The organism is Dactylosporangium sucinum (assembly GCF_014647515.1).
In the GTDB taxonomy this organism is placed as follows: domain Bacteria; phylum Actinomycetota; class Actinomycetes; order Mycobacteriales; family Micromonosporaceae; genus Dactylosporangium; species Dactylosporangium sucinum.
In genome coordinates, this window is sequence record NZ_BMPI01000013.1 from 79,109 (window position 1) to 98,482 (window position 19,374).

The 19,374-nt window shown below is 68.6% G+C and carries 8 protein-coding genes and 1 pseudogene; 3 read left to right on the top strand and 6 right to left on the bottom strand.

The window, feature by feature from the left end:
- The 6 genes from IEZ31_RS56615 to IEZ31_RS15565 form a co-directional block, all read right to left on the bottom strand.
- On the bottom strand, positions 1-313 hold a 313-nt coding region (locus IEZ31_RS56615), incomplete at its 3' end, for a hypothetical protein (RefSeq protein WP_229835095.1).
- Positions 310-2,202: an MrfA Zn-binding domain-containing protein gene (gene drmB / locus IEZ31_RS15545; RefSeq protein WP_190250554.1), complete on the bottom strand. Its 1,893-nt coding sequence runs from the start codon at positions 2,200-2,202 to the stop codon at positions 310-312. The genes IEZ31_RS56615 and drmB, both read right to left, overlap by 4 nt.
- Positions 2,202-6,044 (bottom strand): DISARM system helicase DrmA, encoded by a 3,843-nt coding sequence (drmA, locus tag IEZ31_RS15550; RefSeq protein WP_190250555.1) that lies wholly within the window; start codon positions 6,042-6,044, stop codon positions 2,202-2,204. Before drmA ends, drmB begins: the two co-directional genes overlap by 1 nt.
- Complete coding sequence (locus IEZ31_RS15555; RefSeq protein ID WP_190250556.1) at positions 6,044-10,081, bottom strand: Eco57I restriction-modification methylase domain-containing protein; 4,038 nt, start codon at positions 10,079-10,081, stop codon at positions 6,044-6,046. Before IEZ31_RS15555 ends, drmA begins: the two co-directional genes overlap by 1 nt.
- The gene (drmD, locus tag IEZ31_RS15560; protein WP_229835104.1) at positions 10,078-13,236 is read right to left on the bottom strand and encodes a DISARM system SNF2-like helicase DrmD; all 3,159 of its coding nucleotides are present in this window, start codon (positions 13,234-13,236) and stop codon (positions 10,078-10,080) included. The genes IEZ31_RS15555 and drmD overlap by 4 nt, the downstream gene beginning before the upstream one ends.
- Before the next feature lie 156 nt (positions 13,237-13,392).
- Complete coding sequence (locus IEZ31_RS15565; protein WP_190250557.1) at positions 13,393-16,170, bottom strand: HsdM family class I SAM-dependent methyltransferase; 2,778 nt, start codon at positions 16,168-16,170, stop codon at positions 13,393-13,395.
- Positions 16,171-16,378: 208 nt separating this feature from the next.
- Here IEZ31_RS15565 and IEZ31_RS15570 point away from each other — a divergent pair, with 208 nt between their 5' ends.
- From IEZ31_RS15570 to IEZ31_RS15580, 3 genes and pseudogenes are all read left to right on the top strand, one after another.
- The gene (locus IEZ31_RS15570) at positions 16,379-16,906 is read left to right on the top strand and encodes a DUF4352 domain-containing protein (protein ID WP_190250558.1); all 528 of its coding nucleotides are present in this window, start codon (positions 16,379-16,381) and stop codon (positions 16,904-16,906) included.
- Positions 16,907-17,161: 255 nt separating this feature from the next.
- Positions 17,162-17,890: pseudogene (locus IEZ31_RS59365) on the top strand (AAA domain-containing protein); the annotation flags it as partial.
- Between the two features lie 62 nt (positions 17,891-17,952).
- Positions 17,953-19,224, top strand: a complete 1,272-nt coding sequence (locus IEZ31_RS15580) for a C-terminal helicase domain-containing protein (RefSeq protein ID WP_190250559.1) — start codon at positions 17,953-17,955, stop codon at positions 19,222-19,224.
- Positions 19,225-19,374: the final 150 nt, after the last annotated feature.

Below are 19,374 nucleotides of genomic sequence, written 5' to 3' on the forward strand. Positions count from 1 at the left end.
AGCGGACCGGCACCCGGTGGGTACCCGGACCGCTCCACACTGACTCGACCCGCACGGCGGCGGCCTGCTGGGCGTGTCCGGCCGCCACCCCACGCAGGTAGGCGGCGGCCTCGACGTCCGGCAGCGCGGCATCGCGCTGTGCGTCCAGGACCGCCTTCGCCGCCGCCGCGAATCCGGGCACCGCCACTGCGTCCAGGGCCGCATGATCCGGCCAGCCGGCCGCGATCCGATCGGCCAACGCACGCAGGTGCACCGCGCCCAGCCGGGCCACGGCCGCGACGGCCGCCGACTCGAACGCCTCGACGGAGGTCACGGCAGCTCTCGGAAGAGCGCGAGGTCGGGGTCGTCGATCGGCACCACGAACCGCCGGTCGAGGAACCGGTTGCCGCGCTCGCAGGTGGTTTCGGAGACGAATAGGCACACGTGGCAGGCAGCGCCGTGCAGGAACTCCTCCGGGAACTCGGGGAGCCGTTCGGCGCACAGCGGGTCGGACGAGCAGTGCATAGCCTCGGCGAGGGCACGTCGGGTCAGCCGCACCAGCGGATCCGGCTCGGCCAGCGACACGAGCCCACCGAGCGTGCCCTCGGCGTCGGGTACGGCGGTGTAGATGAGGATGCCGCCACGCGGGTCGCCATCGGTACCCGCGTAGATCCGCTCAGACAGGCTGGCGGAGCTGTACCCGCACTCCAGGGCGATCGTGCGGATCAGCAGGTGCGACAGGGTGTGCAGCGCGATGTACCGCTCACCCGGCCACAGCCGCATCTCGTCGAACGGGCCGGTGATCCGGTCCGAGTACCGGTTGCGGCGGAAGCGGCCATAGGCGCCCCGGTGCGCCTCCATGGCGCTGGAAGCCTTGGCTCGTCCCACCCACGCGTCAAGCAGGTCGTCGGGCACCCGCAAGAAGATTCCCTCACCGCGCACCTCGCTCGCCGGCACCCACGTCGGTGCGGACCGCGACAGCGGTGCCCGGGTCACCAGACCGGGGTCGTCGGGGTCGGGCGAATCGAGCCGGGTGAAGCCGATGAGGGCGCGAACCTCACGGAGGCGCTCGGCCTGCACGACGTCGGCGAAGCACTCCTTCAGTTGCGGTGGCACCCCGGCCGGGTCACGACGCAGCGTGAAGTCGTCGGTCTTCGGCAGCGACCCCGTGGTGGTGAAAATCTCCCACTCGGGGGTAAGCAGGTCCGGATAGGCGTTCCCGTCGTCGGCGGGCTTCGGCCCGGCGCGGTGTTGCTCGATCGCGGCCCACAGTTCGTCGTCCGACCAATCCGAGAACTCCCGCAACTGCGACACGTTGTCACGCGCGTAAGGGAGCATCTCGATGACCTTGAGGCCTTCGAGGTTTCCCCAGTACTGGTCGACCTTCGTCTGTAGCTCGCTCGCGCCGGTCTTCGGCACGGCGAGCGCCGACAACGTCTGCGCGAACCACTGGTTGGACGCGCCAACGACCAGCAGCTTCACCTGGCTGTTCGGGCAGCCATGCGGGTCGAAGTCGCCGAGGTGCGCGCGCCGGCCGCGGCACTTTGGCAGCTTCTCCGCGCCCCGCTGGCCCAGGACCTCGCGCATGTTGCGCCGCGCGCCGCAGTTCAGGCAGCGGATCTCGACGTTGGCCCCGAGGTTGCCGCCGCGGTCGTCCATCCGCAGCCGCGGGTGGCTCACCTTCGGGCAGGCGCCGCCGTGGTGGACGAAGTGGGCGTACGGGAAGTCGTCGAGATGCCCGGTCGTGCACGCGAGCACGAACCGGGCTCCGACGGCGAGCGGCTTGCGCCCACTCTTCTTGCGGGGGCAGTTGGCGTGGAAGAACCGCGCCTCGTGCGGCTTGCGGGCCTTGAGGTTCTCGAACCCGAAGACGCCCGAGTCGAGCGGAGCAAGCTCGTCGCAGACGGTGCAGCGCAGCCAGCCCGGGAACGGCACCGTCGGCACACCGACCTTGGCCGCCGGCCCCTGCGGGTCCTTGTCCGTGCCCTCCATCCACGGCGCCGGGCGCAGCTGGTCGACGGTGCGGAAGCCCATGGCCCGCACGGCGGCGAGCAGCCGGGGCTCGGCGATCGGCTCCCACCCGGGATGCCCGTAGTTCCAGTCCTCCAGCCCGCGCACGAGCACGGAGAAGTTCGGCAGGTCGACCAACGCGCCCACGCCCGTTGTGAACATGAGGTGGCTCGGCCGGACCGCGCCGACCCGCCGGAAGTGGTTCGCCGCCATCAGAGGCCCTTCCCGGTCAGCGTGGACTCGCCGAGTTCGTCACCGTCGGGCAACTCCTCCTCGGTCGGCGGCGCGTCGCCGCCCGCGAAGGCCCACTGCGGCGCGTTGTACAGCGCGTTGAGCACGTCCCCACCGGCCGGCACCAGCAGGTTGATCTCGTTCTCGGTCTCACGCATGGACATCCCGACGGTCAGGTCGCCCCATTTGCCGTTGCCGGCCTGCTCCAGCAGGCCCACCAGCTGCTGCTGCTTGAACGTCCCCGCCTGGTAGCCCAGGCGGGTCGAGCCGGTCCGCTTCTTGTTCCACTTGTCGATGAGGTCCCTGAGTCGCTCCTCGAAGTAGCCGCGGCCGCGCGGGCCGCCGATCGCCTCGGCCCGCGCCAGGAGCCGGTCGACGATCCTGCCGACCTCCGGGCCGTCGAGCGGCACATCGTGGGCGTCGAGGTTGCGGGAGAACGCCTCCTCCGCGTTGCGTACGGCCGCGACGACCGTCGCGGCCACACCCCGGTCCAGGGCCCGGCGGGTGTACGGGGTGACGGAAAGCGCCTCGACCTGGCGGTAGAACGTCGCGTGGTAGTACTCGAAGTCCTCGAAGTGCGCGAGGTCCCGCGGCCGGGTCCAGTTGTAGAGCGTCACCACCAGCCCCGGGCGCTTCGCGTCGCGGCCGACGCGGGAGGACGCCTGGATGTACTCGGCCGTGTTCTTCGGCTGCCCGGTGACGACCATCAGCCCGAACCGCGACACGTCGACGCCGACCTGAAGCATGGACGTGGCCAGCACGACGTCGACCGGGATCCGGTCCTGCTGGGCCCGGTCGCGCTGCCGGTCCGCCAGCGGGTGCACCACGATTTTCGGGTTGGAGGTCGTTCTCGTCCGCATTGCCTCCCGCACGTCGTCGGCGATGGCGCGTCGCCGGACCGAGGTGTCCAGCTCTGGGTCGAAGCCGATCTCCAGCCGCTTGAGCACATCGCTGATGTCGGCCGAGGAGATCCGGGAGGTCAACTCCTGAATCGCGAGCATCTGGGTACCCGTGATGAGCCGATCGGACAGCCCCTTACGGCGCCCGTGCGTGCGCACCCGCGTTGCCACGTCATCGTCGAGGTAGCGGCGCATACCGGCCAGCTCACGGGTGGCGTTGAAGTAGCCGACCAGCGTCAGGTACGGGTCGGCCGGCTCGCCGTACCGGTCGAACAGCGTCTGCCCGGCGATCAGCAGGATCTCGGCGAGACGGATCTCCGCGGACTTCAGCCGCACGCCGTGGGCGCAGACGCCGAGGTACCGGCGGCCCGGATCTGCTTTCGTCAGCGGGACCTGCCGGCTGAAGAACGTGTCGGCGATGTCGATGACCGGCGGCGGGAAGACCGCCAGCTCCCGACCGAACACGCCGAGCACCTGTTCCCGGGCGCGCTTCGTGGTTGCCGTGGACGCGACGATCTTCGGTCCGGCCGCGCCGCCGCCGGGCAGCGGCCAGGTGCACAGCTCGTCGACCGCCGCCTCGAAGAGCCCGACCGTCGTGCCCAGCGCTCCGGAGATGAGGTGCATCTCGTCCTGGACGATGAGGTCCGGTGGCCGCAGCCGTGCGACCGGCTCACTGGCGACCGCGTCCAGATTGCCCTTCTTGTTGTGCCGACTGGTACAGCCGGTCTTGGCGTCCAGGTCGTCGTGCCGGTACCCGTGCCGCGGGCACCGCTGGCGTACCCGGCCGAACAGCAGGCCGGCGAAGCCTCGCCACGGCAGCTGCGCCAGCTTGTCGACGGTCGCGATGACGAGGCTTGGGAGGTACCGATAGATCTCCTCGTCGATCGTGAGGATCGGCAGCCCCTCGGGCGAGCGGGTCCGGGAGAACGGGCACGCGTCGTCGCCTTCGCCGCGCGGGCAGTGCAGCAGCACCCGGCGCGTGTCAACATTGACGTGCAGGTCCTGGTGGGCCCGCAGCTTCGTGCCGCACCACGGGCACGACAGCGTCTGCAGGACGTTGGTGCGTTTGCCGTCGCCGGCCTCGCGGGCCTCGGCGATCTGCTCGGCGGCCTCCTCGAACCAGTTCGGCGAAACCCCGCCGCCGACCCACAGCCCGATCCGGAACGGCTCGGCTCCCCACCGGTCCGCGCGCTCGCGGCGCAGCACCTCGGCGGCACACACCAGCGCCGCGGCCCGCTGGAACTGCTGCGCGGTGAGCAGCCGCAGCGTATACCGCATCAGGACGGCCACTCCCGCCATGCCAGTGCGGGCGTCCGCGCCGGCGCCGATCGCGCGCTGGAGCCGGCGGATCGCGAAGGTGAACGCGGTGAGGCCGAGGTACGCCTCCGTCTTGCCACCGCCGGTCGGGAAGAACAGCAGGTCGACGGTGGCCGTGTGGTTGGCGGCCCGCTCAGGGTGGTCCGGGTCGGTCAGCGACGGAATGTTGAGCAGGACGAACGCGAGCTGGAATGGTCGCCACGACGCCGCCGAGGGTCCCCGCTCATCCACCTTGGCCTTTGCATCCACATAGGACAGCCCATGTTCCTCGCGCAGCCGGCCGATCTCGGTGTGCCGACGCTGCAAAGCCATCGCCTGGTTCGCGAACCGGAACGCGGCGAGAGCGTCGTCATGGCCCTTCAGCTTCGGGTCGGTGAGCAGGTCGATGCCGGCCCGGATCCGAATGGCGGCCTTCTTCGCCACGAACACGGCCGACTCGGCGGCGGCGCGCAGCGGCTCCGGCAACGCCGGGATCTCGGCCTCCTGCTCCTCCAGCCACGCGGCGTACCCGTCCGCGAGCGGCATCAGCCCGGTCCTGAGCTTGCCGATCTCCTCGGTGGCGAGGGCATCCATCGACAGTTCGACGGAGGCCAGCGGAGTCCCCTTCCCGACGGGCGCCACCGTGGCCGGCACGTTGTACGTCGGCAGCCACGTCGTCTCCAACCGGTAGGCGCACCGCTCCTCGTCGCGCACCGACGGGTGGACCGCCACGTTGCGCCCGGACGCGTATCGCCGCTGCGCCCGGTACAGCAGCCGCAGATGCGCCTCTTCAAGGTCGCCGCCGGCCGACCGCAGATCGTCGAGCGGATCGTCGATCGGCAGGAACACCGCCGCCGCACCGTCCAGGGCCGTCACCGTCATCGCCGGCTGGAACAGCCACGCCGTGTCGCTGTTGACGACCGGCTCCAGCTGGGTGTTGATCAGCACCAGCTGCACGACCCGCTGGCCGTCCCGGGGCCGCACGTCCACGGCGAGCAGAACACCCGGCGCGTCCGGGTCGGCACCAGTCAGCGACAGCCGCGCCGACGGGTCGCCGTCCAGGCGGATCTCCTTGGAGTACGACACCGGCTCCCGCGCCCAGACGCTGCGCTTCTTGCCGTTCTCGTCCTCGGCCTCCTTCTTGCCGTACCGACCCCACGTCGCTGTCACGCGCAACGCGTCAACGTCGTTCGGCACCGCGAATGACAGCCCCATCGACGACGCCCACAGCTTCCCGAGCGACTGCGGCGTCAGCACCTCCGGCAGCTCCGCCTCGCTCCCGTCGCCCTGCGCCGTCGAGGCTTCCACGTCCTGCGCCGCATCGGCCTGCGTGCCGTCGGACTTCGGCCGGGACCGCGGGCCGAGCATGCCGACGAGGTACCGTTCGCGCGGCCCCATGGCGTTCGGCCGGAACTGCTCCGTCTCGCCATCCCAGGGCCCGAGAAGGTCCCGCCGCACCAGGTCTTCAAGTTCGTCCCGGACCTGGTACGAACTGGCATCGCTGAACGCCTGCGGCACATCCAACGGCGGGATGGGGGGCGGCTGCTCCGGCTCGGTCTCCTGCGGCAACGGCAGCCGCTCCTGCTCGCCACGTGGGTGCGGGAAGAGGCTTTCCTGGGCGCCGGCCATCAGAACATCGCCTCCTGCTCCGACGAGCCTGAAGCCTTGCGGGCGGCGGCCTTCTTCTTGTCGTGCAACCCTTTCGCCTCTTCTTCGGAATACCGCCGGTGGTTGAGCTCCAAAAGCAGATCGACCATCTCGCGCTGTGCGGCCGGGCCCACTGTATAGCGGGTATACGGCCCGGTTTTGTGGAAACCGTGGTCGAGCCCCTGCCGCAGCAACTCGTCCCATCCGTACGCAGCGCACACCGCCGCATCGATCTCCCGGTGAATTTGCCGCAGTTCCTCGACGTCGTCGTCCTGGCAGCTGGCGTCGTTGACGAGGCCATAGGTCGCCGTCAGGCCTGCGACGCGGGAATCCATGATCTCGCGCCGCCGCCGGTCCAGCAGATCCCCAAGTCGGCGCATGTCCCTGGTCGTCTCCGGCAACGGCAATGTCTCGAACACATCGGACGGCGTGTACCGAAGGTCAGCCTTCATCGTCGAGGCACGGCTTACCGCCCACCAGTAATGCGGCGCACCGGAAAGCAATGCCAGCATCGCGGTGTCATCCGTCGCGAACACTCCGAGCGCGTGCGAGAACACCTGACCGGTCGGCACCATGACCGGCATGACCGTCTTACTCACAAGAGTGATCGCGATAACACGGCTGAACGGCGCAATCGCCTCAACCATTGAAGACTGCTTTTCAGCATACTGCCACCATTTATTGCGATATACGTTCCGTTTATTCCTGTCGCGCTCCGGCTTCACCGTGCGATACACCTGCTCGTAACAGTCGGGGTACGACCGTGCGCGTTCCTCACTCCAGTCATGGAAGTTGACGATCCAACGACTCCCGCTCTGACCCGGCCGAGAATTCAGATCCTGCCCGTTCAGGAAAGGAAACAAAACATCCTTGTTGCGGGCGTCCTTGCGTATCAATACGGCGGCGGCATCCGGCGTCATGGTAAAGCCCATGCCAAGGACGTATGAGCCGATGTGCGACATGTTTCCGTTCAGCACCAGTCGGTATGCATTGCCTTTCGCGCGGGACGCAGCATCGAGCGACGGCGTGATCGCCTCGACAAGCAGACCGTCGGCGAGATGCTTTATTCCATCGACCGGCGTCAGACGGCTCGTCCAGACGGCACAGAACTCCAGAACTGCGGATTTCGATGGCCACGGTTTGCTCTTGATAGCCTGTCGGATGGTCCCAAATTCGGCCACGATTTGATCGAGACCCACCTCGCGGGTGTCGCCTTGCGCAAGGGTGTTGGTGGCGATGATGCCCGTCTGGCCTATGTCGTTCAGCACATCGTGCGCCCGCAGCGCGAAGTAGGCGACCAGGTCGGCGTTGCCCCGTGCCCCGCGGCCGACCGTGTTGACGAGCAGTTCGCGGTAGGCAGTTCCCAGAGAGCCGGTGACTTTCTTTCCGCCCAGGAACGGCGGATTGCCGATCACGGCGTCGAAGCCACCGCGCTCGAAGACCTCTGGGAAGACGAGCGGCCAGTGCAGTGGTTCACGGTCGAAAGAGCCCGGCACGTGGTCCGTCGCAAGCCATCTTCTCCGCTGCCGCCGAGCATCTTTCTCGTCGGCGGTCGCGGCGGCGTCGTTCGCGAGCTTGGCGGCCTCGACGAAGAGCGCATCCCGACGGCCACCGCCGGCCAGGGCAGCGCCCACCGTCAGATCGGCGAACAGCCGGAGCTGCCGGGTGTCCTCGTCGATCTGCTCCAGGAGTTCCCGCTTCTGGATGAGCGCATTGACCGGATCCTCGCCGTCGATCTCGGCGATACGCCGGCGCTTGTCGGCGACCTCATGGACCAGTGGCGCCACGCCGGCGGCCCAGCCGAACAGGTCCTCGTGGACATCACGACCGCGCTTCGGGTTCAGGTGCATGTACTCCAGTTGGTCCAGCGACGTGATACCGAGCAGCGAATCACCCGCCACAAGGCGGTCGTCGAGGAACGTGAACGGGCGTTGCGGGTCCATCGACACCAGCCACAGGGACAGCTTCGCCATCTCCACTGCCATCGGGTTGATGTCCACGCCGTACAGGCAGTGCTCGATGACCTGCCGCCGGGCCTCGATAACGAGCGGGTCCTCGTCAACGCCTGCGCGCCGGTCCGATGCGGTCGCCAGGAACGCCTTCGCGCGTTCGTCTCCCTCATTGGACCAGGCCTCGATGAGGTGGTCGCCGAGGTATCGGGCGGCGGCGACGAGGAACGCCGCCGAGCCCATCGCGATGTCGGCCACCTTCAGCGCGAGGATGTCCTTGCTCAGCTTGCGCTTCCACTCCGCCTTGTCGGCGGTCTGCAGCGGGCCGGGTGAGTAGACGAGAGGCTCCAGAGCTCCTTCGACGACCTCCTCGGCGAGGAAGCGAGGCGTGTAGTGGGTGCCGGTGTTCTTGCGCAGCGCCGACTCAGTGACGAACAGAGCGCCGGGCAGGATCACCGTCGGCAGGCCGCGCAAGTCGGAACGGATGATGCCGAAGAGCGGTAGCAGCCGCTCGGCGAGTGGGTAGTCGCCACCGGTCACCGCGAGCAGCTTCTTGCGCGCCTCTTCGCGCTCGACCTGGGGAAGCGGGGCGAGCCGCTTCGCGAGGGCCGCCGGGGAACCGATCTTCGAGTCCTTGTACCGCTCGGCCAGCGCGGCGGCCAGTTCCGCCGGTGCGGACGGGAGCGCCTCCAGGTCGGTGATCGGTACCTCTTCCTCCTGGCCCTCCTTGCCGATGAGCCCGACGACCACGTCGCTGGCGCGGAAGCCTTCGAAGGACAGCAGGCCCTCGTACACGTAGCCGATCTGTTCGACGTCGAGGGTCCGGAAGCTCAGCGTGCGGACCTCTCGGGAGCGGCCGGTGCCGATCTCGACGCGCTGGACGGCGCGCAGCATGTGCAGCACGGTCCGGTCGTCAATGGAGAGCGGCAGCCATGCGTGCGCCTCGGGGTCGAACAGCGAACCGTCGTGGGCGTGCATGACGAGGCGGGGGTGTTCGATGCCGTGGTATACGGCGTTGAACAGTGCGAGCAGCCGGTGCCACGCGGCCGAGGTGTGTTCGAGGTCCTCCTCTGTTCCTTCGGTGACCCGGTCCTCGAGTTCGCCGCGGAGCCGGCCGGCGGAGTATGCCGTGGCGTACAACTCGTTGTCCGAGGGCAGGAGCTTGCGTTCCTCGGCGAAGAGCAGGAAGACGATGCGCATCATGACGGCCACGGCACCGCGGTACACGTCATGGGCCTTGACGTTCTCCAGACCGGAGCCGCCGAGTTCGCGTTCCCGGACGTCGGCGCGGCCGATCGCGGCGACCAGGAGTTCGACGGCCTTGCGGACCTGGACACCGAGGGCCTCGGTGATCTCCTCCTGGTTGTCCAGGCTGTCGCGCAGCAGCGGCACCAGCCGCTCGGCGTCTGGCACGCCGAAGAACCGGCGCCGGTTCAGCAGCGAGACGAACGCGCGCACCACGTCCCGCTCGGCCGCTTCGGGCCAGGCGACCGTGTCGAACACGGCCGTCGTGGTGACCCCGCCGCGCGGCGCCCAGACGAATGCCCACCAGCGGCCGTCGGTGGCCAGGCCGAGCTCGATGTCGTGGTGGCGGCACAGGTGTGCGAGGCGGTCGACCGGCGTTGCGCTCCAGGCGGAGCCCGCGATGCGGGCGGTGGGCCGGTCGCCGGGCGGGCATACCAGGCCGAGCAGCCGCACCGTGCCGGGCTTGACCTCCTCGCCAGGCTCGGCGAGCACGAACGACGGGACGAGGTCGGTGTCGTGCTCGGCGATACGCACCGTCAGGTCGTCGAGGCCGTCCTGGTGCAGCGCGTCGGCCCAACCGAGCAACTCACCGAGGACGTACCGGATCCAGGCCGGCTGCCCGGCGGCGGTGTCGTCCTGCCAGGCGGCGTGCTCGACCCGGAGCCGTTCGCGGACCTTTTTGTCGATGGGGTCGAGCGTCGGCCAGGTGGCCCGCAGGACGGGCAGGCTGAGGAAGGGGCCGCTCACCTCGACGAGGCTGAGCCAGTCACGGTGCTGCTGTGCGCCGTCGGGCGCGGCGGGGCGCCCCTTGAACGTCCGGCTCATCGGGTCGCTTCCTCCCTCGGTACCACAAAGATCACCGCGACGGGGAACCGGTGCGGCTTCGGATCGCGGTAGCGATCGGCGATGGTCTGCAGTTCCCGGTCCCGTTCAACCTCGAGGCTCTTGAGGCGCTCGTCCCAGGACTGGCGGTCGCGGCGGAACTGCGCCAGCTCCTCCTTGCTCTTGTGCGCGGCGATCGCCATGGCACGGCTGAACAAGGCGTTCTCCGCCTCCTCCTCGTCCTCGGCGAGCGCGCCGCGCAATGAGGCGGCGAACTGGTCGAGGTTCGAGGTGACCCGGTCCTGCTCGGCCTGCTGGCGCTGGACGAGTTTGCGTTCGAGGGATTCGCGCCGAATGGCGGTCCGCCAGTCGATCGCGGCGAGCAGGCCGTCGGTGATCCGAGGCCACCGTGCGGCGAGTCTTCCCTGGAGCAGAGACGAGGCGACGGTGCCGCTGGTGAGCGCCCGGTCGAGGATGCCGCCGAGCGTTGTCAGGTTCTCTAGGCGGCGGAACCGGCCACCCTCCGGCGCCCAGCCTCCGGCGTACAGGACCTCCTCGTGCAGGCGTACCCCGTCGGCGCCAACCAGCACGAACCTCGAGTAAGCGCCAACCAGGACGTCTTCCAGCGCCGGGTCGTCGCTGACCACGGCGGTGACCCGGTGCAGGCCGACGTCGCGGTTCGACACGGCCGCCCGCAGCAGCCGGGTCGACATCGCGACAAGCGGGTGGCCGAGGTGGGCAAGGACGGCAGTACCACCATGCTCCGCCAATTCGCGGGCGGCAGTGTGATCGAACGCGACCGGCAGCTGACGCGGAGGTTCGCCGTCCCGCTGCAGCTTGTCGGTCAGGCCGGCCGCCGCCCGCTGCCAGGATCCGGTCAGCGGCGGTACTGCGAAAAGCCCGTCGACCGGGTGCTTATCATCGACGTGCTTCTTCAGCGGCTGCTGGCGGGCCAGTTCGAGGGCGGTGTCGACAACCCGCTTGACCGCCGCCGGCGTGATGCCCAGCTCGTGCATGGTCTCGGCGAGGTTGGCGCGTAGCCGGCGGACCTGCTCGCCGACGTTGGAATCGACCGGGATGGACTCGGCCGTACCGCTACCGGCGGCGTCGACGTCGTAGTCGACGACCTCACCGAGCATCCGGCGCTGTACCGCGTCGGCGAGGACGGCGTTGACCGACCCAAGGTCGGACTGCATCCGGGCGACCTTGGTCGCGACGCGGGACAGGAACTCGAGGTCGGCCTCGAAGCCGTCGACCTGGTGTCCCCACCCGGTGCCGACGAAGTGCCGGACGTCGGGCGTGGTCCGCTGCCCGTACCGGTCGATACGCCCGATCCGCTGCTCCAGCTTGTTCGGGTTGAACGGGATGTCGTAGTTGACCAGCCGGTGGCAGTACCGCTGCAGGTCGATGCCCTCGCTGGCGGCGTCGGTGGCAAGCAGAATCCGGACGCTGTGCTCGGTGGGATCGGCCTGGAACGCGAGGCGCAGTTGTTCCCGCTCATCGGTGGAGACCGCGCCATGCAACTGCGCCAGTGCGGTCCCGGCCAGCCCTTCCTGCCGGAGCAGTTCGGCGAGCCACATTTGCGTATCGCGGTACTCGGTGAAGACCACGACGCGCTCGTTGAGCCAGTGTTCGCCGTCGGGCATGCACACAGCCTTGAGGTACTTGATGAGCTCGCTGGCCTTGGCGTCGGGCTGGGCCTCGTGCGCGAGCGCCCACGCTTCCATCCGCTCCAGAAGCTCGATCTCGCCGTCGGTGGCGTCGGGCTGCATCGGTCGGGTGCGGCCCAGCGCGTCGTCCTCGGCGTCCGCGAGTTCCTCGTCGGCGAGGGTGGCGCTGTCGTCGAAGAAGTCCTCCATCCACTCCGGCACGTCGTCGTCGACCTGGTGGACGGCGGGCGATTTCCGCGAGCGCAGCGTCTCGAGGTACACCCCGACGGTGTGCGCGAACGCCGCCGGGCTGGAGAACAGGCGCTTCTTGAGCAGCAGGGTCACCAGGTCGGTCGCCTTGCGGCCACGCTGGGTATTGAGCCGTTCGCGGCGCAGTTTCGCGAACTCCTTGAGCAGCGCGTGTACCTGCCGTTCGCTCTCCGGGTACTCCACCGGCATCGCGCGGGTGTGACGCTGCGCGAACCGTGGTGTGCCGTCTGCATTGACGATGTCGCGCTTGAGCCGGCGCACGACGGTCTCCTTGACCGCGGTCGGGTCGGGCTCCATGCCACGCGCGAAGCGCTGGTTGTCGAGGATCTCCAGCAGAGCGGTGAAGGATGCCTGGTACCCGTTGTGTGGTGTCGCGGACAGGAACAGCCGGTGGGTGAAGTGCGGCGCCAGCCGGCGGATGAGCTTGGTCTGCTGTGAGTCGACCGCGTAGACCTGCTTGGGCGCGGCTGGGGCAACGTGGTGGGCCTCGTCGAGGATGAGCAGGTCGAAGGTGCGCGGATAGCTGGGTCCGTCGGCGGGCAGCACCTCGTCCAGCAACCGTTGCGCCTTGGGCCCGCGCAGCCAGGGCAGGCTGACGATGCTCTGCGGGTACACCTCGAAGGGGTTGGCGGCGGAACCATGCGTGCGCCGGACGAGCGCGCAGCGCTCGGTGTCGATGACGGTGAAGTCGAGGCCGAACTTCTCAGCCATCTCGTCGCGCCACTTCACGGTGAGGCCAGCAGGGCAGACGATCATGATGCGGCGGCCGCGGTGACGCAGCAGGAGCTCCTGAGCGACCAGGCCGGCCTCGATGGTCTTGCCGAGCCCGACATCGTCGGCGAGCAAGAGGTTGACCCTTGGCGCGTCCACGGCGCGCGCGACCGGCTCCAGCTGATAGTCCTCGATCGCGACACCGGAGCGGAACGGTGACTGTAACGTCTTGACGTCGGCCGAGGTCACCGCGGACCAGCGCACCGCGTCGAGGAACGCGGCGAGTCGCTGCGGCGAGTCGAACGCCTCTTCGACCACGTCGGGCAAGGAGCCGCTGGGCAGCACCTGCCGTCCCGGTTCGACCTCCCAGATCACCTCCAGGGTGTGGCCGTACCGGCCGTCTTCGACGCTCTGCAGGCTGACGAGGCTGCTACGCTCGCCCGTCTCGACGTCGCTGACCACCCACCGTTGACCGCGAACGGCTACGAGCGACCCGATCGTGGGGGTGTCCATCGTTGCGCTCGACACGCCAAGCTCCTTATGAGTCGAACAACATCAAAGTTTGCGGTACACGCGTTTCGGGCCGCTCGACCATCAAACGCTCTAATCGGTCCGTAGACCGTAGACGTAAGCCATCCGGAATCGGCTCCTCCTTACGGCCTATCTGCGGGGCCGACCCGAGTGTCACGAGCGTTCGCGTGGAAATCCGTCAAGGACATCCGCCGGATTGCCGGCGAAAAGGAGATACTCGACCAGGTCAGCAGTCCATGGCTGTCCGCCTGTGGACAGCTGCTCAGCCGCCCGGCTGAGAAACGACAGGTACACCCGGTATCGATAGGTCGTCCAGCGGGGGCCTTGCCACAGCCACGCCGCCTTCGCCGCGTCCACTCCGTAGGACTCCTGGTCGCGTCTGGCCCAGAACCATCGCATCCGTGCCGCGAGCACCTTATCCAGAACGAGCGGCCGGGGTGGTGGCGCCCCGATCGCCGTGGCCGCGAAGTACAGGAACTTCGTGAAGAACGCCGGCCCCAGCTCCGGTATGTGCCCCTCTCCGTTCAGGAGTTCGTAGGCCTCGGCAGCTCCCCGGTCGGCGAGGGTTTGCACGGCCTGGGCCAGTCGGTGCCGGATCTCGTCGAGCGATGGCGCCGGACGACCGTCTTTGCCGTCGAGAATCCATGAGAGGCGGGTAGGCCCGTAACCGTTGTTGCCCTGCCCCCACATGAAGGACGTCACGAGCAACGGGAGCCAGTCTCCCGTTGCTCGACAATCGACGGCCACGGCCGCGACGGTGCGGCGGCTCAGCCACATTGGACCGGCCGTCTGAGTGAACGGCGGCAGCCAGTCGCTGACGGCCGACCATAGCTGTGGTGAAACCGAGACGGCATGCTGGGACACGAGGTCGTCCGCGTTCCAGGAGGCGTCCGGGTCGGAGGACGCGACGCGGGACGCCAGCGCCTGGCGTGCGAGTCCAAACCAGCGCCGTTCGTCGTCGCGGAGTCCGCCACCGACCACACCGCCGTCGATCTGCGCGGCATCGTCTGGCAATGCCAGGTCAACACTGCCCGGAACGTCGGCGGGCGGACGCAGGACACCCCGCGCGAGCCCATCGGCCGTCATCCGGACAAGCTCAGCGCCCAGGGTGGCCGTGCCGCGCAGTACTTCATCGAAGGATTCCAGACGGCGGAAGGCCGCGCCCTGCCGGCGCTGCTCCTCGAGTGCGGCCCGTGGCACCAGGGCTCGACGGACGTCGAACCGGAACGCCCCTGAGACACTGACCGCCTGCCGTTCGTTGGCCGTGGTGCGCAGCTGGCCGGCCAGGAACCAGGGATCCAACGCGGCCGGATTGGGTCTCAGCAGGTAGAGGTTGGCGCCGAGGAGTGGGCCTTCGACAGTCACCACGAGGGCGGTGAGCTGCCGTGCCACGGTGGGCACTACAACGTCGCCGGGTCGCAGGACGATCTCTGGGGTCAGTCCGTCACCGACGCGGCCGGAGGCGTCCCGGTTGAATACGACGTCTTTGCCGGTCAGCGTCACGCGATCGTCGACGCTGTCGCCCCGCTTGGCGGCTGCTCGCACCGGACCGATGATCTCCAGCGCCCCCGACTTCGCCAGATCCGCCACCGACACGGTTGTCGCCATGGCCTCCGGGCCGGCGACCAAATCAGGTATCAGCCCGGGCAGCTGCGCCACCAGCGCCGTCAAGCGGTCCCGGACGCCGTCGAGCCGTTCACCGGTGTCCCTGGCGTCCATCACTGGCTGTCTGCGGGCAGGGGTTAGGTCGACGTCCTCGTCCAACAACTCGATGACCGGGACAGCCCGCGCGAATCCCGGCTCCTCCGCTGCACCGTCGGGGGCGTTGTCGAACGCGCGGAACGCCGCGAGTGTCCGGTCATACCCCGGGGTGAGATCGCCGTCGGTCGCATCGACCAGCAGTGCGTGTGTCGGCGTGTGCACGCCCGATGCGGGTCGTCGCAGGATCCACAGATGTAGAGGGATGCCGTGGGGCGCCGCCGCCTTCGCCGGTAGCGCGATGACCGCTCGTAACGCGCCTCGTCGGAGCAGCTCCGACCGGATGCGCCGACCAGCGCGCCGACTCGCCGCCGATGGTGGCATCAGCAGCACGGCGGTGCCACCCGGCCGAAGATGGGCAAGTGCGTGCTGAACCCAAGCGAGCTCCGGCTCCGTCCGTGGCGGTGTGCCGTATTCCCACCGCGGGTCGTAGCCGAGCTCGTCGTGGCCCCAGTTGGTGTCACCGAACGGCGGGTTCGACACGACCGCGTCGGCCGCCAGCCCGGGGTAGGCATCGGCGCGCAGGGAATCGCCGACCTTGACGTCCCCGGGGACGCCACGGAAGTCCAACCACAGTTTGGCCATACCGGCCGAATGCTCATCGATCTCCTGCCCGTACACGGTTGTGCAGCCGGCGCGAACGGCGGCCCGCAGGATGTTGCCGGTGCCGCACGCCGGATCGAGCACGATGCCACCCGCAGCGCCGGACAGGCCGATCATCAGTTCGGTCAACGCCTCCGGGGTGACACCGATCCGCCATGCCTGGGCTTGAAGGAATCGACTCCACAGCTCGTCGAACACCGCCTGTGCGCCGCGGTCGCTGGCCAGCTCGACCATGCCCTGAAACGCCGGCAGATCGCCGCTCACCGGCGGGGGCTCACCGCGATGATGGGCAAGAAGTTGAGTGCCGGCCGCCCCGAGCGTCGCGGCAAGGCTGTCGCCGGCCGCCACGAGGTGCGACCACACGCGGTCTTCGGCGGACAGTTCTGGCAGCTTGCCTTGTCGGCGGAGCCAGTCTTCGACGTGCTCGAGGTCGAACTCGGGGCTACTCGCCGTGCCACCGACCGGCGCGGGGAAATCGAGATGGCGCTTCCGCCAATTGCTGACGGCGGCGCGTCCGACGCCCGCGAGGCGGGCGATGTCGGCGGCGGTGACCTTCGGCGATTCCTGCACGAACGCAGTCTACATGACTGTCAAGCAAATCGTCCGTTGACAGAGTTCACAGACGATGCTCTCATTGACACCGCACCTGCTTCTCAGGTGCCACCCGAACCAGGCTTCCGGCGGTCATCACCTGCCCGCCGCAGACTCCCGCACCACCGCATCACCCTGTGCCGGGACAGCCTGCCCGGGGCTTCATCCCCGAAGGAGCGACAACACCATGCGCAAGATCGTCACCGGGCTGGCCGCCGCGTTGGCACTGTTCGTCATCGCCTGCGGCGCTGCCCCGAAGAGCGACACCGTGAGCAAGGCGCCCGCCGCGACCGGCTCGGGCGCGCCCGTCGCCGGCGCGGCGGCGGACACCAAGGCCGCCGCCCCCGAGGGCCCGAAGAAGTTCGCCGTGGGCGAGGTGGGCGTCCTGTCGATGGCGAACGGTTCGACCGGTGAGGTCGTCGTCAAGAGCGTCAAGCTGCAGGGCAAGGTGATCGTCGTGTCCGTCTCGATCACCTGCAAGGCGGGATCGATCGACTACAACACGTTCGACTGGTCGATGCTCGCCGGTGACGGCACCAAGCTCGACACCGGCTTCAGCATCGACGTGAAGAACCAGCTCCACTCCGGCACCATCGGTGCCGGACAGTCGGTCACGGGCAACCTCGTCTTCGAGGGCACCGCGGCGCAGATGAAGGGTGCCCAGGTGCAGTTCTCCCCGTCGTTCGACACCCTCGCCTACTGGGTCAACCCGTAGCCCCGTCCGTGGCGCCGCCTGATGCCCTGGCGGCGCCACGCCTTGACCTTCTCAGTGGGCTGGGCGGGGTCACCGCTGATCGGCAGCCATCTGGCGGGTAGACCCACCCTGGTCACACCCGCAAGACTGGCTGACTCGCAGCACAAGGCCCCAGAAGTCGTGTTGTCGGTCAAATCCTCGTCCGGTGATAGGAGCAGGTGAGGAAGCGTGATGCGTGACGCCTTCGACGTCGAGGTGGTTGCGGTGTTCGGCAGCATGGTCACGCTCTCCGTGCCCCACGATGCGCCGGCCGCGAGGGATGCGGTGCTCCGTTGCGACCTCTCGTGGCTGCTGAACCTGCAGAACAAGCGACTCAGGGAGCTGGTCAACGGTGGGCCGGGCTTCGACGCCGCGGCGGCCTCTGCGGTGGTGACACACCAGCACACGGAAGACCTGCCGGATGGCGTCGAGCTGGCAGACCACGAGCTGCGGCACCTCAATCTCGGCCAACGAAATGCCGTCCAGCTCGGACTTACCACCGGGGTCACCTGGCTGTGGGGTCCGCCCGGCACCGGCAAGACCACGACGCTGGCATCGTTGGTGGCGAAGCTCTACGAAGGCGGCCAGCGAATTCTGCTTACCGCGCCGACCAACGCGGCCCTGGATGTAGCGATCCAGGCGGTGTTGAAGCGATTGCCTGATCTCACTCCGGGCACGCTGGTCCGCCTCGGGCAACCGGCAGATCCGTCATTGATCGACCGCGCGGACGGCCCCGTCCTGATCGACGAGATCGCCGCCACCCGCGGCGCCCCTCTGGCCGAGTGGCGAACGAAGGAAGGCCGAAAGCTCCGGGACCTTCGGGAGAAGCTCTCATCCCTGCAGCGCCGTCACCGCCAGCTCTCCAGGGATGAGGAGCGCACGCGGCTGCAGCTGGAGAAGGAGATTGCCGAACGCCAGGACCTTGTCCGTGAACTCGACCGGATGCTGCCGCAGGTGCGCCGTCAGGTCTGCCGTGAAGCCGCCGTCGTCGCAGCGACCTCGCACCAGGTTGTACTGCAAACGCTCAGGTGCACCGCAGCCCGTTCGAGAAGTCGGGCATCGACAATGCGGTGGCCGGCGGGCGACCGCCGGCTCGCCTGGCTGCCCTCACCGAGCAGTACCGGATGCGTGGGCCGATCAACGAGGTCGTCAGCATCGCCTTCTACCCCGAAAGCAAACTCGTCACCGCACCCGCCGTGGCCCGCAGGGCCCGCCGCAGCCGGGCAGCTTGGGCATGCAACGAGCTCATCGTCCTCGATACCTCAAGCCTCGCACCACGCACCGCCCGCCGACAGGGCGTCACCTCCCGGTACAACCTCATGCACGCCCAACTGGTCGCGGCACTGCTTGGGCCGGATGGCGACGACAATCTTGAACTCGGGCTGGTCACCCCGTTTGCACCCCAGGCCCGGCTGCTGGAGTCGCTCCTTCCCAAAGCCATGCTCGACACCTGGGCGGCCTCCACGGTCCACCGCTTCCAAGGTGGCGAACGCGACGTCATCGTCTACGACACCGTCGACACCGGCTACGGCGTGACGCCACTGCACCGCTGGTTCACCGACGGACACGCGGGAAGCCAAGGCGCCCGCCTGCTCAACGTCGCAGCCAGCCGCGCCCGGGACCATCTCGTCGTTGTGGCTGCCCTGAACCGGATGCACAAGGTCCGTGCCCGCGATGCCGTGTCGACGTTCTTCGCGCACCTGCTCGACCAAGCCACACGCCTCCCGTGGGAGAAGTCGCTCACGTTTTCGTCGAGCACGGAACGAATCACGAACGGTGTCGTCAAGCGTCTCAAGCGCGACCTCGACCGGGCGTCTACCGTCGACATTTGGCTGCCCCGGACACCACTCGTAGGGATGCGGGAACTCATCCCGCACCTCCGACTGATCACGGCCACCGGCTCGAATGCCGAGCCGGTGACCGTCTGGGTCGAACCGGACCGCGACGGCTACCTCTCCGCTGAGGTGTTGGCGACCAAACGCGCAGGGGTCAATGTCCGCCCGTGCACACCGATCCTGGAATCCTTGGCGGTCGTTGGTGATGTGGTCTGGTCCTCAACGCGCTCGCTACTTGGACCGGACCCGGGCGTGGTGCTGCGGACCGAGCATCGGGCCTTCGCCGACGCAGTGCGCCGCGCCCAGCGACGCCGCCCAGGAGTGGCCCCGGGCAGCGGACAGACGGCGGACGACCGCGGCCACTGTAGACGTACGTTGGTTCGCTTCGAACTCCCCCGCCGGGGCGACCCTCACATCACCTACGCATGCGCATCTTGCGACAGCCCGGACAGGAGGCCGAACTGAAGCGCGACAAACCGATCTTGGGTTCCGCGAGATAGCCGATTGTCAGGTTCCACTGGTTTACCTAACGTCGTGGCGGCTGGCTTCCCATTGACAGAGGTGCAGATTGACGTACAGGGGCGCGTCCGCCATCGGCTGGCTGGACACCGATGA